This is a genomic window from Stappia sp., from assembly GCF_048261845.1.
In the GTDB taxonomy this organism is placed as follows: Bacteria; Pseudomonadota; Alphaproteobacteria; order Rhizobiales; family Stappiaceae; genus Stappia.
In genome coordinates this window covers 30,482-47,019 of record NZ_JBLXFR010000011.1, presented here as the reverse complement: position 1 = coordinate 47,019, position 16,538 = coordinate 30,482, and the positions used below count along the sequence as shown (strand labels likewise).

Sequence of the window (16,538 nt, the reverse complement as noted above, 5' to 3'; positions counted from 1 at the left end):
CCGCCCGTTCGAATGTGATGACCGGCCAGGCGCCGAATGTGTCAGGCGCTCTGCTTGGTCGAGGCGCGCTCGGCCCGCTTGCGGTCATTCGGATCGAGCAGCGCCTTGCGCAGGCGAATGTTCTTCGGCGTCACCTCGACGAGCTCGTCGTCGTTGATGTAGGAGAGCGCGGCCTCCAGCGACAGCCGGATCGGCGTCGTCAGGCGCACGGCCTCGTCCTTGCCGGACGCGCGCACGTTGGTGAGCTGCTTGCCCTTCAGGACGTTGACCTCGAGGTCGTTGCCGCGCATGTGCTCGCCGATCAGCATGCCCCGATAGACCTTGACGCCCGGATCGATCAGCATCGGTCCCCGGTCTTCCAGGTTGAACAGCGCATAAGCGGCCGCCTCGCCGTCGCCATTGGAGATCAGCACGCCCGTGTGGCGGCCGGGGATCTCGCCCTTGTAGGGCGCATAGGCATGGAACAGGCGGTTGAAGATCGCCGTGCCGCGTGTGTCCGACAGAAGCTCCGACTGGTAGCCGATGAGCCCGCGCGTCGGCGCATGGAAGACGAGCCGGGTGCGGCCCGCGCCGGACGGACGCATTTCCAGAAGGTCGGCCTTCCGCTCGGAGAGCTTCTGCACGACGATGCCGGAATGCTCCTCGTCGACGTCGATGATCACTTCCTCGATCGGCTCCAGCCGCTCGCCGTTCTCGCCCGTCTGGAAGACGACGCGCGGACGCCCGACGCAAAGCTCGAAACCCTCGCGGCGCATGTTCTCGATCAGGATGGCGAGCTGCAGCTCGCCGCGACCCGCCACGATGAAGGCATCGGCCTCGGCGCTGTCCTCGATCTTCAGCGCGACATTGCCCTCGGCCTCGTCCATCAGCCGCTTGCGAATGACGCGCGACTGCACCTTGTCGCCTTCCGTTCCGGCAAGCGGCCCGTCATTGACGCGGAAGGTCATCGACAGCGTCGGCGGATCGATCGGCTGGGCGGGAAGCGCATCGGGCACTTCCGGAGCGCAGATCGTGTCGGAAACGGTCGCCTCGGAGAGGCCCGCGACGGAGATGATGTCACCCGCCACGGCCTTGTCGATCGGCTGGCGCTCGAGCCCGCGGAATGCGAGCACCTTGGAGATGCGGCCGGTCTCGACGACCTTGCCGTCGCGCGACAGGGCCTTGACCGCCATGTTCGGCACCGCCTCGCCCGAAACGATGCGCCCGGTGAGGATGCGGCCGAGGAACGGATTGGCCTGCACGGTCGTCGCCAGCATGCGGAACGCGCCCGGCTCCGCCTCAGGCGCACGCACATGGGCACGCACCAGCTCGAACAGCGGATCCATGGAATCCTGCGGGCCCGACGGATCGGAGGCCATCCAGCCCTGTTTCGCCGAACCGTAGAGAACCGGGAAGTCGAGCTGTTCCTCGTTGGCGTCGAGCGCGGCGAACAGGTCGAACACCTCGTCGAGAACTTCCTCGGCGCGCTGGTCCGGCTTGTCGATCTTGTTGATCGCCACGATCGGTCGCAGGCCGAGCTTCAGCGCCTTGCCGAGCACGAACTTGGTCTGCGGCATCGGCCCTTCGGCCGCGTCAACCAGCAGCACGACGCCGTCGACCATGTGCAGGATACGCTCCACCTCGCCGCCGAAATCGGCGTGGCCCGGCGTGTCGACGATGTTGATCCGCGTGTCGCCGTGGTTCAGCGAGGTGACCTTGGCGAGAATGGTGATGCCACGCTCGCGCTCCAGGTCGTTGGAATCCATCATCCGCTCTTCCGTGCGCTGGTTGTCGCGGAAGGAGCCTGACTGCTTCAGGAGCACGTCGATCAGCGTCGTCTTGCCATGATCGACGTGGGCAATAATGGCGATATTACGCAGGTCCATGTGTACGGTGCTCCGGAAATGAGAACGCGGGCCCCTCGGACCCGCGTATTTTCGCGCCCTCTATAAACCTCGGACCCGATTCTTGCAACGCAGCAAACGCAGGTCAGCCTTGACATTCGGACGGGGCACGCGCAGTTAATAAGGAAGCCATATTATATGGAACACTTATGGATACCGATCTCCCCACAAGGCCGCTCGGCTTTCTGGTCGGCGATATCGCGCGTTTGCTGCGCCGCCGCTTCGAGCGTGCGCTGGCCGCCGCCGACACCGGACTGACCGCCGCCGAGGCCCGCGCACTCGCCTTCATCGAACATTATCCCGACCAGCGCCAGGGCGCGCTCGCCGAACGCCTCGGCGTCGAGCCGATGACGCTGTGCGGCTTTCTCGACCGGCTCGAGACCGCCGGCCTGATCGAGCGGCGCCCGGATCCGAGCGACCGTCGCGCCAAGCTGGTGGCCCTGTCGCCGACCGCCGAGCCCGTTCTCGAGCGCATCCACGACGAGGCGATCGCCATCCGCCGCGCTGCGCTCAAGGGAATGAGCCGGGCGGAAATGGAGGCCGCCTACAGTCTCCTGGAACGCATGCGCGCCAATCTGGGCGCGCTGGCGGAGGCCGAGCGATGACCGACACGTCCGCCGGCACGACGTCCCCTGCCCAGCCAACCGCGCTTCAGGCGCAATCCGCACCGAGCCCCGCCCCCGACATGACGTCCTCTCCGGTCTCCGCAGCCCCCATGACGCTCGCCGGCAGCGGCACGCCGCCCGCAGCGTCCCCGCCGATGACCCAGTTCCGCACCTCCGCCCTTGGCGCCGCGCTGGTCGCCATCGGCCCCATCACCATGGCGCTCTACACGCCCGCCATGCCGGTTCTGGCCGATGTCTTCGGCACCTCGCAGTCGCTGGTCAAGCTGACGCTGACGGCCTATTTCGCCGGTTTCGCGCTGACCCAGCTCGTCTGCGGCCCGCTCACCGACGCATTCGGCCGCCGGCCGGTGACGATCGTCTTCCTGGTGCTCTATCTGGCCTCGACCATCGTCGCCACCTATGCCCCCACCATCGAATGGATGCTGGTCGCGCGCACCTTGCAGGGCATTGGCGCGTCCGTCGGCGTCGCCGTCTCGCGTGCCATCGTGCGCGACCAGTTCACCGGCCAGACCTCGGCGCGGATCATGAACACCATCGCCATGATGCTGGCCATCGGCCCGGCCGTCGCGCCCACCATCGGCGGCGTCACACTGGAGCTGTTCGGCTGGCGCGAGATCTTCTGGGCGATGCTGGTCTACGGGCTTGTCCTCCTGATTGCCATCGCGTCGGGCCTGAAGGAGACGAATGCCTATATCGACCGTGCCAACCTGCGGCCGCGCACACTCCTGAGGAACTATGCCACCCTGCTCTCGGACCCGCGCTACATGCAGCCGAGCCTGCTTGTGGGCCTCGGCATCGGCACCATCTACACGCTCGCCTCGGTCCTGCCTTTCGTGCTCATCGACCGGGTCGGCCTGACGGCGACCCAGTTCGGCTTCGGCATGATGATCCAGTCGGGCTCCTTCATCTCCGGCACCATCGTCACCGGGCAGATGATGCGGCGCATGGATGCCGAGCGCCTGCTGCCGTTCGGCATGGGCGGCATGGTCGTCGCCGGCCTTGCCATGCTCTGCGCGCTCTCCCTGTTCCCGCCAAGCTTCCTCGGCACCATGCTGCCTGTGGGGATTTTTGCATTCAGCCTCGCCGTCTCGCTGCCCGCCGTCTCGACCGCCGCCCTTCAGGGTTTCCCGCGCATGGCCGGCGCCGCCTCGGCGATGATGGGCTTCCTGCAGTTCGGGGCCGGCCTGCTCGGCAGCCTGGTGATCGCTGCAATCGGCGATCCGCTCACCGGCATCATCCTGGTCCCGCCGGCGATGCTGTTTTCCGGGGTCGCGGCCTATCTCTGGCTCGGCCGGGTCAACGCCCGCCGGGCCGATGCCCCGGGCACCGCGTGAGAGCCACCGCCTGAGACGAAGGCAAGGCCGTCTTTCTGCCTTGACGCGGCCGCGGGAACGTCGCTAGACCCGGCATGAGGGCAACCCCGGCCGATCGAGCCGCGGGAGCCGGATTCCAGCGCCGGGACACGCGCATGACATCATCCGGAAGAGAAGACGCCAGGTCGCGGAAGCCTGAAAGGCCGCCGCGTCTTGCCTGGAATGGCGGCGCGGTGCCCCTCGACCGGCCGCGCGTGATGGGCATTCTCAACGTCACCCCGGACTCCTTTTCCGACGGCGGCCGCTTCATGGCCCGCGAAGACGCGCTCGCCAGCGCCCGCAAGATGATCGCTCATGGCGCGGACGTCATCGATGTCGGCGCCGAAAGCACCCGCCCCGACGCCGTTCCGGTAGACCTTGACGAGGAATGGCAGCGGCTCGAGCCGGTGATCGGCGAACTCGCCGCGTTCGGCACGCCCGTTTCCATCGACACCTACAAGGCCGGGATTGCCGCGCGGGCCTGCGCGGCCGGTGCCGTCATCGTCAATGATGTCTGGGGCCTGCAGAAGGACCCGGCGATGGCCGACACGGTGGCCGCCGCCGGCGCCGCCGTGATCATGATGCACAACCGCAAGGGCGCCGATCCGGATATCGACATTCTCGCCGACATGGATCGCTTCTTCGAACGCTCGATGGAACTTGCCGCACGCGCCGGCATTCCCCCCGAGCGGCAGATGCTCGATCCGGGTATCGGCTTCGGCAAGACGCTCGACCAGAACTACATGGTCGTCAACCGGCTCGACCATTTCGCCCGCCACGGGTTGCCGCTGCTCGTCGGCGCCTCGCGCAAGCGGCTGATCGGTGCCGTTCTCGACGTCGACACGGACGACCGGCTGTACGGCTCGCTCGCCCTGCACACGATCGCATTTGTGAAGGGAGCGGCAATGGTCCGCGTGCACAATGTCCAGCCGCATGTCGATGCCGCGCGCATCGCCCATGCCACCTTGTGCGAGCATGTCGAATGAGCGAAACCCGGAACGGGGACCTGGTCCGCGCCGCTCTCGGCCTCGGCTCCAACATCGGCGACACCCGCGCCCATCTCGACGCCGCGCTGGCCGCGCTCGCGGCGACGCCCGGCATCGTCGTCGTCGCCCGCTCGTCCGACTACCGCACCCCGCCCTGGGGGCCAGTGCCGCAGGATGACTATCGCAATGCCTGCGTGGTCATCGAGACGCGTCTGTCGCCCCTGGCGTTGCTCGAGCGCTGTCTTGCGGTCGAACGGGAGCTGGGCCGCGTCCGGGACATTCGCTGGGGACCGCGCATCATCGATATCGACGTGCTCGTCTACGGCCAGGAGGCGGTCGAGCAGGACGGGCTGTCGATCCCGCACCCGCGCATGAGTGAACGTGCCTTCGTGCTGGTGCCGCTTGCCGAGATCTGGCCGGACGCCCCTCTTGGCGACGGGCGCACGGCCAGCCAGGCGCTCGCCAACTGCCCCGGGCAGGACGAGGTCCGCAAGATCTGAAGCGCCGGATCAGCCTTCGGACAGCCCCTGTCCGGGCATGGCTTGTTCGACCGGACCGGACTTTGCCGCGTCGCGGCCGAAATTCGGACTGTCCGTGTCCTGTCCCGCCTCGACGATCGAGCGGCGAATGCCGCGGGTGCGGGTGAAGAGCTCGAACAGCGCCTCGCCATCGCCCCAGCGCACCGCCCGCTGCAGGGCGGCAAGATCCTCGGAAAACCGCGCCAGCATCTCCAGGATCGCGTCCTTGTTGTGCAGGCACACGTCCCGCCACATGGTCGGATCGGAGGCCGCAAGGCGCGTGAAGTCGCGGAAACCCGATGCGGAATACTTGATCACCTCGGATTTGGTCACCGCCTCCAGGTCATCCGCCGTACCGACGATGTTGTAGGCGATGATATGCGGCAGGTGCGAGACGATGGCCAGCACCAGGTCGTGATGCTCGGCATCCATCGTGTCGACCATGGACCCGCAGGCGGTCCAGAAGGCGGTCAGCCGGGCAAGCGCTGCCGGATCGGTATCCGGTTGCGGCGTCAGGATGCACCAGCGGTTGCGGAACAGTTCGGCGAAACCGGCATCGGGACCGGACTCCTCCGTGCCCGCGATCGGGTGTCCGGGGATGAAATGCACATGCCCGGGCAGGTGGGGCGCCATCTGGCGCACCACCGAGGCCTTGGTCGAGCCCACATCGGTGACGATGGCGCCCGGCGCCAGCACCGGCGCGATCCATTTCGCCACCGCCTCGCTGGCTCCCACCGGAACGCAGAGAATGACGAGGTCGGCGCCGCTCGCCGCATCGGCGGCGTCGAGGTGATAGCTGTCGCCGAGACCGAGTTCCTCGGCCCGCTGCAGGGTCTGCGCGGAGCGGGAGGAAATGGCGATCTCCCCGACAAGCCCCTCGCGCCGCGCCACATGGGCGAGGGAGGAGCCGATCAGGCCGATGCCGATCAGGGCGAGACGACGAAATTTCGGTTCGGGCATGAAACAGGCTTGCTGTTGCGGGCGGCCGAATGCGGAGCCGCCCGTCAGGTCTGGCAATCAGGCCGCGAGGAATTCCTTCAGCACGGCAACGACCTCGCGATTGGCTTCTTCCGAGCCGATCGACATGCGCAGGGCATTCGGCAGGCCATAGGCATTCACCGCACGCAGCACGCAACCCCGGTCGCTGAGATAGAGGTCGGCATCGGCCGCCGTCTTGCCGGGCATTTCCGGAAAATGCATCAGCACGAAATTGCCGACGCTCGGCGTCACCGTCAGGCCGAGCGCTTCCAGCTCCCGCGTCACCCACGGCAGCCAGGTCTCGTTATGCGCCACCGCGCTCTCGATAAAGGCGCGGTCGCGTACCGCGGCAACGCCGGCGGCCTGGGCCGCGGCCGAGACATTGAACGGTCCGCGGATCCGGTTCAGCGCGTCGATCACATGCGCCGGCCCGTAACCCCAGCCGATCCGCAGCGCGGCAAGGCCGTAGATCTTCGAGAAGGTGCGCGTCATCAGCACGTTCTCGGCCGTCGCCGCCAGTTCAACGCCCGCCTCGTAGTCGTTGCGGCGCACATATTCGGCATAGGCCGCATCGAGCACCAGCAGCACATGCGGCGGCAGGCCCGCATGCAGCCGGCGGATCTCGTCGAAGGAGATGTATGTGCCGGTCGGGTTGTTCGGATTGGCCAGGAACACGACCTTGGTGCGCGGCGTGACGCGCTCCAGAAGCGCATCGACATCGGTCGTCAGGTCGCTCTCGGGCGCGATCACCGGCGTGCCGCCGGCGGCCAGCACCGCGATCTTGTAGACGAGGAAGCCGTGCTCGGTGAACAGACCCTCGTCGCCCGGCCCGATATAGGCCCGCGCCACCAGCTCCAGGATCTCGTCCGAGCCGTTGCCGCAGATCATCCGCTCCGCGTTGAGACCGTAGACGTCGGCGATCGCCTCGCGCAGGGCCGTCGAGCCGCCGTCGGGATAGAGCTCCAGTTGCCCGCTGCACGCGCCGTAGGCCTCGATCGCGCGGGGGCTGGCCCCCAGCGGCGTCTCGTTGGAAGACAGCTTGTGCAGCTTGCCGCCGCCGGTCGACTTGGTGCGACCGGGCACGTAAGGGGCAATGTCGAGGACGCCAGGGCGGGGGGTGGGACGGCTCTCGGCAGGCTGGAGCATGGAAAAACTCTCTGGTTGCACCTTCTTCTCCGGTTCCCGGAAAAGACGTATTGTTACTGGGTCGGCGAGCAGGGCCTGCAGCCCGGAAACCCGGTCGTTGGACGCGCCGCGCACCCGCGCCTACTCATAGGCAGAGCGGAATGGGAAGGCAAAAGAAAACATTGACGGCGCCCGGACGGGCTCCTACCTCTCGTTGGCTCCGAAGCCCGGTACCGGCCCTCGGCCGGCGATCGCGGCCGACGGCGGGACGGGCCCGCGCGGTCAGGAGGGTACCCGGCGTATCATGACGAACAAGACGACCGTCGAGCCTGGCGCAGGCACGAGCGAGCCGCTTTCCGCGCCGGCGAACGAGGCCGACACTCCGTCCAGCAAGGTCGAACGGTTTGGCGGCGACAGGGCCCTGCAGCTCGACTGCGGCACCCTTCTCGATCCCTGGCAGATCGCCTACGAGACCTATGGCACGCTCAATGCCGAGCGCAGCAACGCCGTGCTTGTGTGTCACGCCCTGACCGGCGACCAGTATGTCGCCTCCCCCAATCCGCTGACCGGCAAGCCCGGCTGGTGGTCGATGCTTGTCGGCCCCGGCAGGCCGGTCGACACGGACCGCTATTTCGTCATCTGCGCCAATGTGCTCGGCGGTTGTCTCGGCACCACCGGACCGGCCTCCACCAACCCGCAGACCGGCCGTCGCTGGGGCCTCGACCTGCCGCTGGTCACCATCCGCGACATGGTCCGCGCCCAGGCGGTGCTGCTCGACCATCTCGGCATCGACACGCTGTTCGCCGTCGTTGGCGGCTCGATGGGCGGCATGCAGGTGCTGCAATGGGCGGTGAGCTATCCCGACCGGGTGTTCTCGGCCCTGCCGATCGCCGCCGCCGCCCGCCATTCCTCGCAGAACATCGCCTTCCACGAGGTCGGCCGGCAGGCTGTCATGGCCGACCCGAACTGGTGCGGCGGACGCTATTTCGAACGCGGCGTGCGCCCCTCGAAGGGGCTTGCGGTGGCGCGCATGGCGGCTCACATCACCTATCTCTCGGACCCGGCGCTGCATCGCAAGTTCGGGCGCAACCTGCAGGACCGCGACGCCATCACCTTCGGCTTCGACGCGGATTTCCAGATCGAGAGCTACCTGCGCCACCAGGGCATGACCTTCGTCGACCGTTTCGATCCCAACTCCTATCTCTATGTCACGCGGGCGATGGACTATTTCGACCTCGGCGCCGATTTCGGCGGCTCGCTCGCGCGCGCCTTCCTGCATTCGCCGACCCGGTTCTGCGTGATGTCCTTCACCTCTGACTGGCTGTTCCCCACGGCCGAAAGCAAGGCCGTCGTGCGTGCCCTGAACGCGGCCGCCGCCAACGTCTCCTTCGTCGAGGTGGAGAGCGATCGCGGCCATGACGCCTTCCTGCTCGACGAGCCGGAAATGTTCCGCACCGTGACCGGCTTCCTGACCGGCGCCGCCCATGCACGCGGCATCGCCCCGCCGGCGGGAGGCCTCGCATGAACCTGCAGCCCGCTCCCCACGGAACCGTACGCGGCGACCACCGGCTCGTTGCCGACCTCGTCACGCCCCGGGCCCGTGTCCTTGACATCGGTTGCGGCGACGGCGAGTTGCTCGATCTTCTGGTGCGCGAGAAACAGGTCGACGGACGCGGCATCGAACTGTCGCAGGCGGGCGTCAATGCCTGCGTCGCAAGGGGCCTGTCGGTGGTCCAGGGCGACGCCGACCGCGACCTTTCCGACTATCCGGACGATGCCTTCGATTTCGTGATTCTCAGCCAGACGCTGCAGGCAACCCACGCCCCGCGCCAGGTGCTCCAGGAATTGCTGCGCATCGGCTCCAACGTGATCGTCTCGTTTCCGAATTTCGGTTTCTGGCGCAACCGCTTGCAGCTCATGTTCAAGGGCAGCATGCCGGTCACCGACTATCTGCCCTACTCGTGGTACGACACGCCGAACATCCACTTCTGCACGATCCGCGACTTCGTCTCCATGTGCGGCGAGGTCGATGCCCGCATGGTCCGCTCGATGGCCCTGAACGCGCGCGGCGAGCCGGTCGGCTTCACCGCGCCCTGGTGGGTCTGGAACCTGATCGGCGAACAGGCACTGTTCCTGCTGAAACGCTCCTGAGGCCCGGACTTCCCGGGCCGGAGGCGGTTGGTTCGCCGCTTCAGCCTTCCCCGTTCAGGCCGCCCCTGTTCAGTCCCTTCCTGTTCAGTCCGGGAGCTGCGCCCTCGGGCACGAACATCGGTCGCAGCGTCTTGATCAGGCGCTTCTCGCCCGCCGGCAGGCCGCGAAACACCTGCTTTTCCGCCTCGATGACCAGAAGCCCGGCGAAGGCCGGCCACGCCCGCCGGCCGATCCGCTCCCAGGCCGGCGCGCCGCGCAGCAACAGCCGCGAGCGTGGCGGCGGCTGGCAGAGCGGCTCGTCGCCCGCCGTCAGCCGGAACTGGCAGGCCCTGAGCAGCCCCTCGATCTGGCCGCGCGAGAACGGCCGGCCATAACCGAACGGGGACAATTCCGAGCGGGCCCACAATCCGCGCCGGTTCGCCACCACCACGATCATCCGCCCGCCGGGGACAAGAACCCGCCAGACCTCGCGCAGCAACGCCTCCGCGTCGCCGCAATGGTCGAGACAGTGAACCACCAGAACGTTGTCGAAGACATGATCGGGAAACGGCAGGTCGGTTTCTTCCACCAGCGTCGCCGAGTTGCGGCCCCCGCGCGGCCAGGCAACGACGCCCTGGGCCGCCGGCATCGCCGCAACGCAGCGTTCGGCTTCTTCCAGATAGGGGCGCATGTAAGGCGCGGCATAGCCGACGCCGAGCAGCCTGCGCCCGGTCAGTTCCGGCCAGCGGGCGCGGATCCGCGCGCCCACCAGCACCCGCAGCATGCGGCCGAGAGGCAGGTCGTAGAAGGTGCGCTGGTGTTGGACGTCGAGATACATGGAGATCCGCTACGACCGCCCCCGACGGGGCCTGCGGATCAATTGAACCCGCTGCGCAGACCAGATGCAACAGGCACGCGCGCCGGGCGCAGGCGGGCGACGCCCGAAATCCGGCTGCCATCAGTCAATTTCGACAAGTTCTGCGCAGAATTTGCGCAATATTGCCGGTTTTTTTATCGAGATTGTTCGATGCCTCGTCGAGGGTCAGCTCTCGGGCGCGGCCCGCTCGATCAAGAGCGTCAGGGCCCGCTTCAGCACCGCGGCCTCGCCCGGACCGATCGCATCCAGCAACCGCGCCTGGTGCCGCTCGGCGGCGGCGATGAGACCGTCCACCTCCGCCTCGCCCGTCGCCGTCAGCCGCACCCAGACCCGGCGGCGGTCGTCGCCATCGGTCTGGCGCGACAGCAATCCCCGGCTGACCAGCTTGTCGACCATCTTGGAAATGGCCGGCTGGTTGGCAAGACAGCTCCTGGCCAGATCGCCGACCGTAAGCCCGGCCGTCCCCTTCAGCGAGGCGAGGATGCGCCAGACCGTGACGGGAACGCCGCGGGCGCGGACCTCCTCGTGGAACTCGGCGCTGGCAACGCTCGAGGCCCGGGCCAGCAGGTAGAGCAGATAGGTGTCGACGAACCGCGCCCCGCCCGCCGCGCCGGCATCCGCGCCGGCATCCGGGCCGCTGGGCACGCCTGCCCGTTTTTCCGAGGTTCCGCTCATCGCGGCGCGGGCAGGTAGTCCGGCGTCGCGTAGCGGCCGGAATGATAGATCAGCGGTTCCTTGTCGAAATGGTCGAACGCCTCGACCCGGCCGAGGAAGACGAGATGGTCGCCCCCTTCCATCCGCGTGTCGTTGACGCATTCGAAAACGGCGGTGACGCCGTCGAGAACCGGCACCCCGCACCGGCCGGCCTTCCAGGAAACGCCGGCGAAACGGTCGGCAACGGGACGGGCGAACCGGTCGGACAGCCCGTGCTGGTCGGAGGCCAGGATGTTGACCGCATAGTGCCGGGCGGCCTCGAAGACCGGCCTGTTCCGCGAGCGCAGCGCCAGGCTCCACAACACCATCGGCGGGTCGAGCGAGACCGAGTTGAAGGAATTGGCGGTCAGCCCCACCGGGCGCCCCGCCTCGTCCAGCGTGGTGACGATCGTGACGCCGGTGACGAAACGCCCCAGCGCGTTCCGGAAGCTGCGGTGATCGCTCATCATGGCTGGTCCTCGCGTTAGGGCTCCGGCCGAACACCGGACACTAAGTTTATGCCTAAAAATATGCCTTTTCATACAATAACGAAGTTGCTAGGTTCCTCCAAGTTCTTTTCGCTTGCTGCGAAAAACCGGACCGGCGCGCAACATATGCATGCCCGTCCGCCTCGCCGCATGCGGTTGCATCCGGCCCGGAAGGGGCCAGGGCCGACGCGGGATCAGGAGGGGTCGCATGCTCGCCGACAGGATCGAGGAAAAGTGGATCGACGCCTTCGCGGCTGTCTTTTCGCTGTGCAAGGTGGCGCAAGGCGAAACCGTCGCCATCCTCTCCGAAACCCAGTCCCGCACGCTCAACGTCCATATCGCCGAGCTTGCCCTGCTGCGCCTTGGCGCCAACGCGTTCCACGTGGTGGTGCCGACGCCCCGGCAAGATGCGCCGGTGCCGGTGCGCTCGACCGGAGCCAGTGCCGCGCTGACCGGCCAGGACGCGGCCATCGCGGCGCTGGCCGCCAGCGGCATGGTCGTCGACCTGACGGTGGAAGGCCTGCTGCACGCACCCGAACTGCCCCGCGTCATCGGCAATGGCGCCCGCGTGCTGATGATTTCCAACGAGCACCCGGACGCGCTGGAACGGCTGCTGCCGGCCGAGCGCGACAAGACCCGCGTCCGCGACGCCGTCGCACGGCTCCGCGCCGCCAGCGAGATGACGGTGACCTCGGCGGCCGGCACCGACCTCAGGGTTGCCATGGCCGGCGCCTCCACCGTCGGCGTCTGGGGCTGGTGCGACCGACCGGGATCGGTCGCGCACTGGCCGGCCGGCCTCGTCGTCTCCTTCCCCGCCGCCCACAGCGTCAACGGCACGCTCGTGCTCGACGCCGGCGACATCAACCTGACCTTCAAGCGCTATCTGGAACGCCCCGTGCGGCTCACCATCGTCGACGACTACGTGACGCAGATCGAGGGCGAGGGCACCGACGCGGAGCTGACCCGGCGCTACCTTGCCGCCTGGGGCGATCGCGAGGCCTATGCGGTGGCGCATGTCGGCTTCGGCATGAACCGGGCCGCGCGCTACGAAGCTCTTGCCATGTATGACCAGCGCGACACCAACGGCACGGAAGTGCGGGCCTATTCCGGCAATTTCCTGTTTTCCACCGGTGCCAACGAGTTCGCCGGCCGCTTCACCAAGGGCCATTTCGACATTCCGGTGCGCGGTTGCACCATCGCGCTCGACGGCGAGCCCGTGGTGATCGACGGCGAACTGATCGAGGCGTTGCAATGAGCCGGCCCGGCCACGTCCGCAAGACCGGTGGCAGCCGAGCCATCGTCCTGCTGCACGGCATCGGTGCCGGCGCCGAGATGTTCGCCCCCGTGATCGACGCGCTTGGCCGCGACCATGACGTCATCGGCTGGAACCTTCCCGGTTATGGCGGCACCCCGCTGCTGGCGCCGATGACCTTCCCGGGGCTTTCGGCAACGCTCCTTGCCTTTCTCGACGGGCTCGGCCTGGAGAGGGTCGCCCTGCTCGGCCATTCGATCGGCGGCATGCTGGCGCAGGACTTCGTCGCCCGCCATCCCGGCCGGGTCCGCACACTGGTGCTGTCCGCCACCACCGCCGCCTTCGGCAGCCGGGACGGCGAGTTCCAGAAGCGCTTCGTCACGGAGCGGCTGGCCCCGCTCGACAGGGGGCGCACCGTGCCCGAGCTGGCCCGCGAATTCGTGCCGGACCTCGTCGGCCCGGCTGCCGCAGCCGATGCCGTGCCGACAGCCATCGCCGCGATGAGCAAGGTGCCGGAGGAGACCTATCGCGAGGCGATCCGCTGCCTTGCCACGTTCGACGCCCGCGAGACGCTCGGCCAGATCGCCGCGCCGACGCTGCTCGTCGCCGGCGAGGTCGACAGCAACGCGCCCGCCCCGACCATGCGGCGGATGGCGGAGAAGATGCAGGACGCCCGCTATGTCGAGCTTGCCGGCACCGGCCACCTGGCGCCGCTCGAATGCCCGGACGCCTATGTGGCCACCTTGCGCGATTTCCTGACCAGAACCGACGGCGCGAAGACGCCGCAAGAGGGAGCAGTCCGATGACCGTCGCCGATCCCGATACGCTCGATATCGACCGCCCGATCTTCGATCCGGCCGCCTTTCGCCTGAGCGACCAGGAGGCCGAACTGACCGCGCTCGCCCGCAAGGTGGCGAAGTCGCGTTTCGCCCCGCGCGCCGAGGCGATCGACCGCGACGCGGTGTTCCCGACGCAGAATTACCGCGACATGCACGAGGCCGGCCTGCTCGGCATCTGCGTGCCGAAGGAGGACGGCGGCCACGGCGCTCCGTTCCGCGCCTACATGATGACGGCGGCCGAGATCGGCCGCTATTGCGGCGCCACCGCGCTGACCTGGAACATGCATGTCTGCTCGTGCCTGTGGACCGGCGCGCTGACCGACGACCTGGACATGAGCGAGGGTGACCGGAAAACCCATCTGGACCGCCGCTCGAAGCACTATCAGCGCATCCTCAAGGACGGCGCGATCTACTCGCAGCCCTTCTCCGAAGGTGGCGCGGCCGCGGCCGGCGCGGCACCGTTCTCGACCGAGGCGCGCAAGGTCGACGGCGGTTGGCTGATCAACGGCAAGAAGATCTTCGCCTCGCTCTCCGGCCATGCCGACTATTACGGCATCCTGTGCGGCGAGATGAAGGAGGGGACACGACCCTCGCGCCGCGACACGATGTATATCGCGGTGCCGGCAAACGCCGACGGCGTCGAGGTCGTCGGACCCTGGGACCCGCTCGGCATGCGCGGCACGGTCTCGCGCACGCTGCTGTTCAAGGATGTCTTCGTTCCCGACGACGAGGAACTGATGCCGCGCGGCGTCTACTACCAGGCCGCCAGCCGCTGGCCGCACATGTTCATGACCCTGTCGCCGACCTATATGGGCATCGCCCAGGCGGCCTTCGACTTCACGGTCAAATACCTGCGCGGCGAATGGCCCGGCCTGCCGCCGGTCAAGCGCCGCATGTTCCCGACCAAGCAGATGGGCGTTGCCCAGATGCAGCTGATGCTGGAACAGACCAAGGCGCTGTGGTTCCAGGCGATCACCGAAGCCGGCCCCGACCCGACGCGCGAGCAGATGCTGCGCGCCTGGGCGGCCCACTACACGGTGATGGAAAACGCCAACGAGATCTGCCAGCTTGCGATTCGCACCTGCGGCGGCCAGTCGATGCTGAAATCGCTGCCGCTGGAGCGGCTCTTCCGCGACAGCCGGTGCGGCGCGCTGATGTTGCCCTGGACGGCCGAGATCTGCCTCGACAGGATCGGCCGGGAGAGCCTCTACCTGCCCGGAGAGACGGACGAGTGACGTCGATCGACCACTGGATCGAGGCGCATGCGCGCTTCACGCCGAACAGGCCGGCGCTCGTCTTCGGCGGCGCAACGCTGACCTATGGCGACATGGCCGGCGCGATCGGCCGGGTCGCCGCTTGGCTGAGGCACACGCGCGGCGTCCGCCACGGCGATCGGGTCGCGTATCTGGGCCTGAATGCCCCGGACCAATTGCTGCTGCTCTTCGCCGCCGCCCGGATCGGCGCGGTGCTGGTGCCGCTCAACTGGCGCCTTGCCCCGCCGGAACTCGCCCATGCGGTCACCGACAGCGGCGCATCGCTGGTCATCCACCAGCCGGCCTTTGCCGCCACCTTCTCGCAAATGGCTGCGGTCGCGGCGATGCCGCCCGCCCATCTCTGCGATCCCGCGACCGGCGGGCTTTCGACGAGCACCGCCGACAGCCTCCCGGTCGTCGCCGGGGCCACCGGCGGCGGGCGCGCCAGCGACCCGCTGCTGATCGTCTACACCTCCGGCACCACCGGTCGCCCGAAAGGCGCGGTGCTGACGCAGAAGGCCCTCGAGACGAACGCGCTCAACGCGGTGCACATGCAGGAGATCACCGCCACCGACACGATCCTGACGGTGCTGCCGATGTTCCATGTCGGCGGGCTCAACATCCAGACGACACCGGCCCTCTACACCGGTGCACGCGTCATCCTGCATGACCGCTTCACGCCGGCGACGACCCTTGCCGCGATCCGCGACGAGCGGCCCGACCTCACCGTGCTGGTGCCCGCCACCCTGTCCGCGATGATCGCCCATCCCGACTGGGAAAGAACCGACCTGTCGTCGCTGCGCGCCGTGGCGACCGGGTCCTCCGATGTGCCGCACATGCTGATGCGCGCCTTCATCCGGCGCGGCGTGCCGGTGCTGCAGGTCTATGGCGCGACCGAGACCGGACCTGTCGCCATCTATCAGCGACGCGGCGACAGCGAGGAGGAATTCGGCGCGATCGGCCGTGCCGGGCTGCACACGCGCGCCCGCATCATGGTCGGCGACCGCCGGGCCGAGCCGGGCGAGATCGGCGAGATCGAACTCAGGGGCGGCAACATCACCACAGGCTACTGGAACCGGCCCGACGCCGATGCCGACACCTTCCGGGACGGCTGGTTCCGCACCGGCGACCTGGCGCTCGCCGACGAGGGCGGCGTCTTCTGGTTCAAGGACCGGTTGAAGAACGTCATCATCTCCGGCGGCGAGAACATCTATCCGGCCGAGCTGGAGCGGGTGCTGGGCGAGATCGAGGGACTGAAGGAGGCCGCCGTCGTCGGCGTTGCCGACTTGCGCTGGGGCGAGAGCCCGGTCGCCGTCGTGGTGCGGGAGGATCAGGCATTGATCAGCGCGGAAACGGTGCTGAAAGGATTCGACGGACATCTGGCGCGCTACAAGCACCCGAAATCCGTCGTGTTCGTGGAAGCCTTGCCGCGCAACGCGCTCGGCAAGATCCAACTGGATAAGGTCAGGAAAATGGCTGAGGATGTCCTCGGCAACGATAGTGAAAAACAACGAGCCTGACCGAACCGAACCAGAAGA

Annotated in this window: 16 protein-coding genes; 10 read left to right on the top strand and 6 right to left on the bottom strand. The window is 67.8% G+C overall.

What is annotated here, in order from left to right:
* Nucleotides 1-41 precede the first annotated feature (41 nt).
* On the bottom strand, nucleotides 42-1,865 hold the full coding sequence (gene typA, locus ACN0T5_RS06990) for a translational GTPase TypA (protein ID WP_417767905.1): 1,824 nt from the start codon (nucleotides 1,863-1,865) through the stop codon (nucleotides 42-44).
* A 167-nt stretch (nucleotides 1,866-2,032) separates the two neighbouring features.
* Here typA and ACN0T5_RS06985 point away from each other — a divergent pair, with 167 nt between their 5' ends.
* The 4 genes from ACN0T5_RS06985 (at nucleotide 2,033) to folK (ending at nucleotide 5,347) form a co-directional block, all read left to right on the top strand.
* Complete coding sequence (locus tag ACN0T5_RS06985; RefSeq protein WP_417767904.1) at nucleotides 2,033-2,488, top strand: MarR family winged helix-turn-helix transcriptional regulator; 456 nt, start codon at nucleotides 2,033-2,035, stop codon at nucleotides 2,486-2,488.
* Nucleotides 2,485-3,843 carry a Bcr/CflA family efflux MFS transporter gene (locus ACN0T5_RS06980; RefSeq protein ID WP_417767903.1) on the top strand — a complete coding sequence of 453 codons (1,359 nt, stop codon included), beginning with the start codon at nucleotides 2,485-2,487 and terminating at the stop codon, nucleotides 3,841-3,843. The genes ACN0T5_RS06985 and ACN0T5_RS06980 overlap by 4 nt, the downstream gene beginning before the upstream one ends.
* A gap of 134 nt (nucleotides 3,844-3,977) precedes the next feature.
* Nucleotides 3,978-4,847 (top strand): dihydropteroate synthase, encoded by an 870-nt coding sequence (gene folP / locus ACN0T5_RS06975; protein ID WP_417767902.1) that lies wholly within the window; start codon nucleotides 3,978-3,980, stop codon nucleotides 4,845-4,847.
* A complete protein-coding gene (folK, locus tag ACN0T5_RS06970) occupies nucleotides 4,844-5,347 on the top strand; it encodes a 2-amino-4-hydroxy-6-hydroxymethyldihydropteridine diphosphokinase (protein ID WP_417767901.1) in 504 nt (167 codons plus the stop codon). Before folP ends, folK begins: the two co-directional genes overlap by 4 nt.
* 9 nt (nucleotides 5,348-5,356) lie before the next feature.
* Here the strand turns inward: folK and ACN0T5_RS06965 are convergent, their stop codons facing one another.
* Both ACN0T5_RS06965 and hisC read right to left on the bottom strand, forming a co-directional pair.
* Nucleotides 5,357-6,325 carry a prephenate/arogenate dehydrogenase family protein gene (locus ACN0T5_RS06965; RefSeq protein ID WP_417767900.1) on the bottom strand — a complete coding sequence of 323 codons (969 nt, stop codon included), beginning with the start codon at nucleotides 6,323-6,325 and terminating at the stop codon, nucleotides 5,357-5,359.
* 57 nt (nucleotides 6,326-6,382) lie between these two features.
* Nucleotides 6,383-7,489, bottom strand: a complete 1,107-nt coding sequence (gene hisC, locus ACN0T5_RS06960) for a histidinol-phosphate transaminase (protein ID WP_417767899.1) — start codon at nucleotides 7,487-7,489, stop codon at nucleotides 6,383-6,385.
* A gap of 283 nt (nucleotides 7,490-7,772) precedes the next feature.
* Here hisC and metX point away from each other — a divergent pair, with 283 nt between their 5' ends.
* Nucleotides 7,773-8,993: a homoserine O-acetyltransferase MetX gene (gene metX / locus ACN0T5_RS06955; RefSeq protein ID WP_417767898.1), complete on the top strand. Its 1,221-nt coding sequence runs from the start codon at nucleotides 7,773-7,775 to the stop codon at nucleotides 8,991-8,993.
* A complete protein-coding gene (metW, locus tag ACN0T5_RS06950) occupies nucleotides 8,990-9,619 on the top strand; it encodes a methionine biosynthesis protein MetW (RefSeq protein ID WP_417767897.1) in 630 nt (209 codons plus the stop codon). Before metX ends, metW begins: the two co-directional genes overlap by 4 nt.
* Nucleotides 9,620-9,659: 40 nt before the next feature.
* Here the strand turns inward: metW and ACN0T5_RS06945 are convergent, their stop codons facing one another.
* The 3 genes from ACN0T5_RS06945 to ACN0T5_RS06935 form a co-directional block, all read right to left on the bottom strand.
* Nucleotides 9,660-10,436, bottom strand: a complete 777-nt coding sequence (locus ACN0T5_RS06945; RefSeq protein ID WP_417767896.1) for a class I SAM-dependent methyltransferase — start codon at nucleotides 10,434-10,436, stop codon at nucleotides 9,660-9,662.
* A 204-nt stretch (nucleotides 10,437-10,640) separates the two neighbouring features.
* Nucleotides 10,641-11,120, bottom strand: coding sequence for a MarR family winged helix-turn-helix transcriptional regulator (locus tag ACN0T5_RS06940; protein ID WP_417767895.1), 480 nt, complete (start codon nucleotides 11,118-11,120; stop codon nucleotides 10,641-10,643).
* Nucleotides 11,121-11,146: 26 nt separating this feature from the next.
* Complete coding sequence (locus ACN0T5_RS06935; RefSeq protein ID WP_417767894.1) at nucleotides 11,147-11,638, bottom strand: flavin reductase family protein; 492 nt, start codon at nucleotides 11,636-11,638, stop codon at nucleotides 11,147-11,149.
* A gap of 226 nt (nucleotides 11,639-11,864) precedes the next feature.
* Between ACN0T5_RS06935 and ACN0T5_RS06930 the strand changes: the two genes are divergently transcribed.
* From ACN0T5_RS06930 to ACN0T5_RS06915, 4 genes are read left to right on the top strand one after another with little or no spacing between them, the layout of a single operon-like run.
* Nucleotides 11,865-12,911, top strand: a complete 1,047-nt coding sequence (locus ACN0T5_RS06930; protein WP_417767893.1) for a peptidase M29 — start codon at nucleotides 11,865-11,867, stop codon at nucleotides 12,909-12,911.
* A complete protein-coding gene (locus ACN0T5_RS06925) occupies nucleotides 12,908-13,714 on the top strand; it encodes an alpha/beta fold hydrolase (RefSeq protein ID WP_417767892.1) in 807 nt (268 codons plus the stop codon). The genes ACN0T5_RS06930 and ACN0T5_RS06925 overlap by 4 nt, the downstream gene beginning before the upstream one ends.
* Nucleotides 13,711-14,982, top strand: a complete 1,272-nt coding sequence (locus tag ACN0T5_RS06920) for an acyl-CoA dehydrogenase family protein (RefSeq protein ID WP_417767891.1) — start codon at nucleotides 13,711-13,713, stop codon at nucleotides 14,980-14,982. The genes ACN0T5_RS06925 and ACN0T5_RS06920 overlap by 4 nt, the downstream gene beginning before the upstream one ends.
* On the top strand, nucleotides 14,979-16,520 hold the full coding sequence (locus ACN0T5_RS06915) for an AMP-binding protein (protein WP_417767890.1): 1,542 nt from the start codon (nucleotides 14,979-14,981) through the stop codon (nucleotides 16,518-16,520). Before ACN0T5_RS06920 ends, ACN0T5_RS06915 begins: the two co-directional genes overlap by 4 nt.
* The last annotated feature ends 18 nt before the right edge of the window (nucleotides 16,521-16,538 follow it).

Coding starts and splice junctions, on each gene's coding strand:
- typA (WP_417767905.1), bottom strand. CDS start 1,865: ATGGACCTGCGTAATATCGCCATTATTGCCCACGTCGATCATGGCAAG.
- ACN0T5_RS06985 (WP_417767904.1), top strand. CDS start 2,033: ATGGATACCGATCTCCCCACAAGGCCGCTCGGCTTTCTGGTCGGCGAT.
- ACN0T5_RS06980 (WP_417767903.1), top strand. CDS start 2,485: ATGACCGACACGTCCGCCGGCACGACGTCCCCTGCCCAGCCAACCGCG.
- folP (WP_417767902.1), top strand. CDS start 3,978: ATGACATCATCCGGAAGAGAAGACGCCAGGTCGCGGAAGCCTGAAAGG.
- folK (WP_417767901.1), top strand. CDS start 4,844: ATGAGCGAAACCCGGAACGGGGACCTGGTCCGCGCCGCTCTCGGCCTC.
- ACN0T5_RS06965 (WP_417767900.1), bottom strand. CDS start 6,325: ATGCCCGAACCGAAATTTCGTCGTCTCGCCCTGATCGGCATCGGCCTG.
- hisC (WP_417767899.1), bottom strand. CDS start 7,489: ATGCTCCAGCCTGCCGAGAGCCGTCCCACCCCCCGCCCTGGCGTCCTC.
- metX (WP_417767898.1), top strand. CDS start 7,773: ATGACGAACAAGACGACCGTCGAGCCTGGCGCAGGCACGAGCGAGCCG.
- metW (WP_417767897.1), top strand. CDS start 8,990: ATGAACCTGCAGCCCGCTCCCCACGGAACCGTACGCGGCGACCACCGG.
- ACN0T5_RS06945 (WP_417767896.1), bottom strand. CDS start 10,436: ATGTATCTCGACGTCCAACACCAGCGCACCTTCTACGACCTGCCTCTC.
- ACN0T5_RS06935 (WP_417767894.1), bottom strand. CDS start 11,638: ATGATGAGCGATCACCGCAGCTTCCGGAACGCGCTGGGGCGTTTCGTC.
- ACN0T5_RS06930 (WP_417767893.1), top strand. CDS start 11,865: ATGCTCGCCGACAGGATCGAGGAAAAGTGGATCGACGCCTTCGCGGCT.
- ACN0T5_RS06925 (WP_417767892.1), top strand. CDS start 12,908: ATGAGCCGGCCCGGCCACGTCCGCAAGACCGGTGGCAGCCGAGCCATC.
- ACN0T5_RS06920 (WP_417767891.1), top strand. CDS start 13,711: ATGACCGTCGCCGATCCCGATACGCTCGATATCGACCGCCCGATCTTC.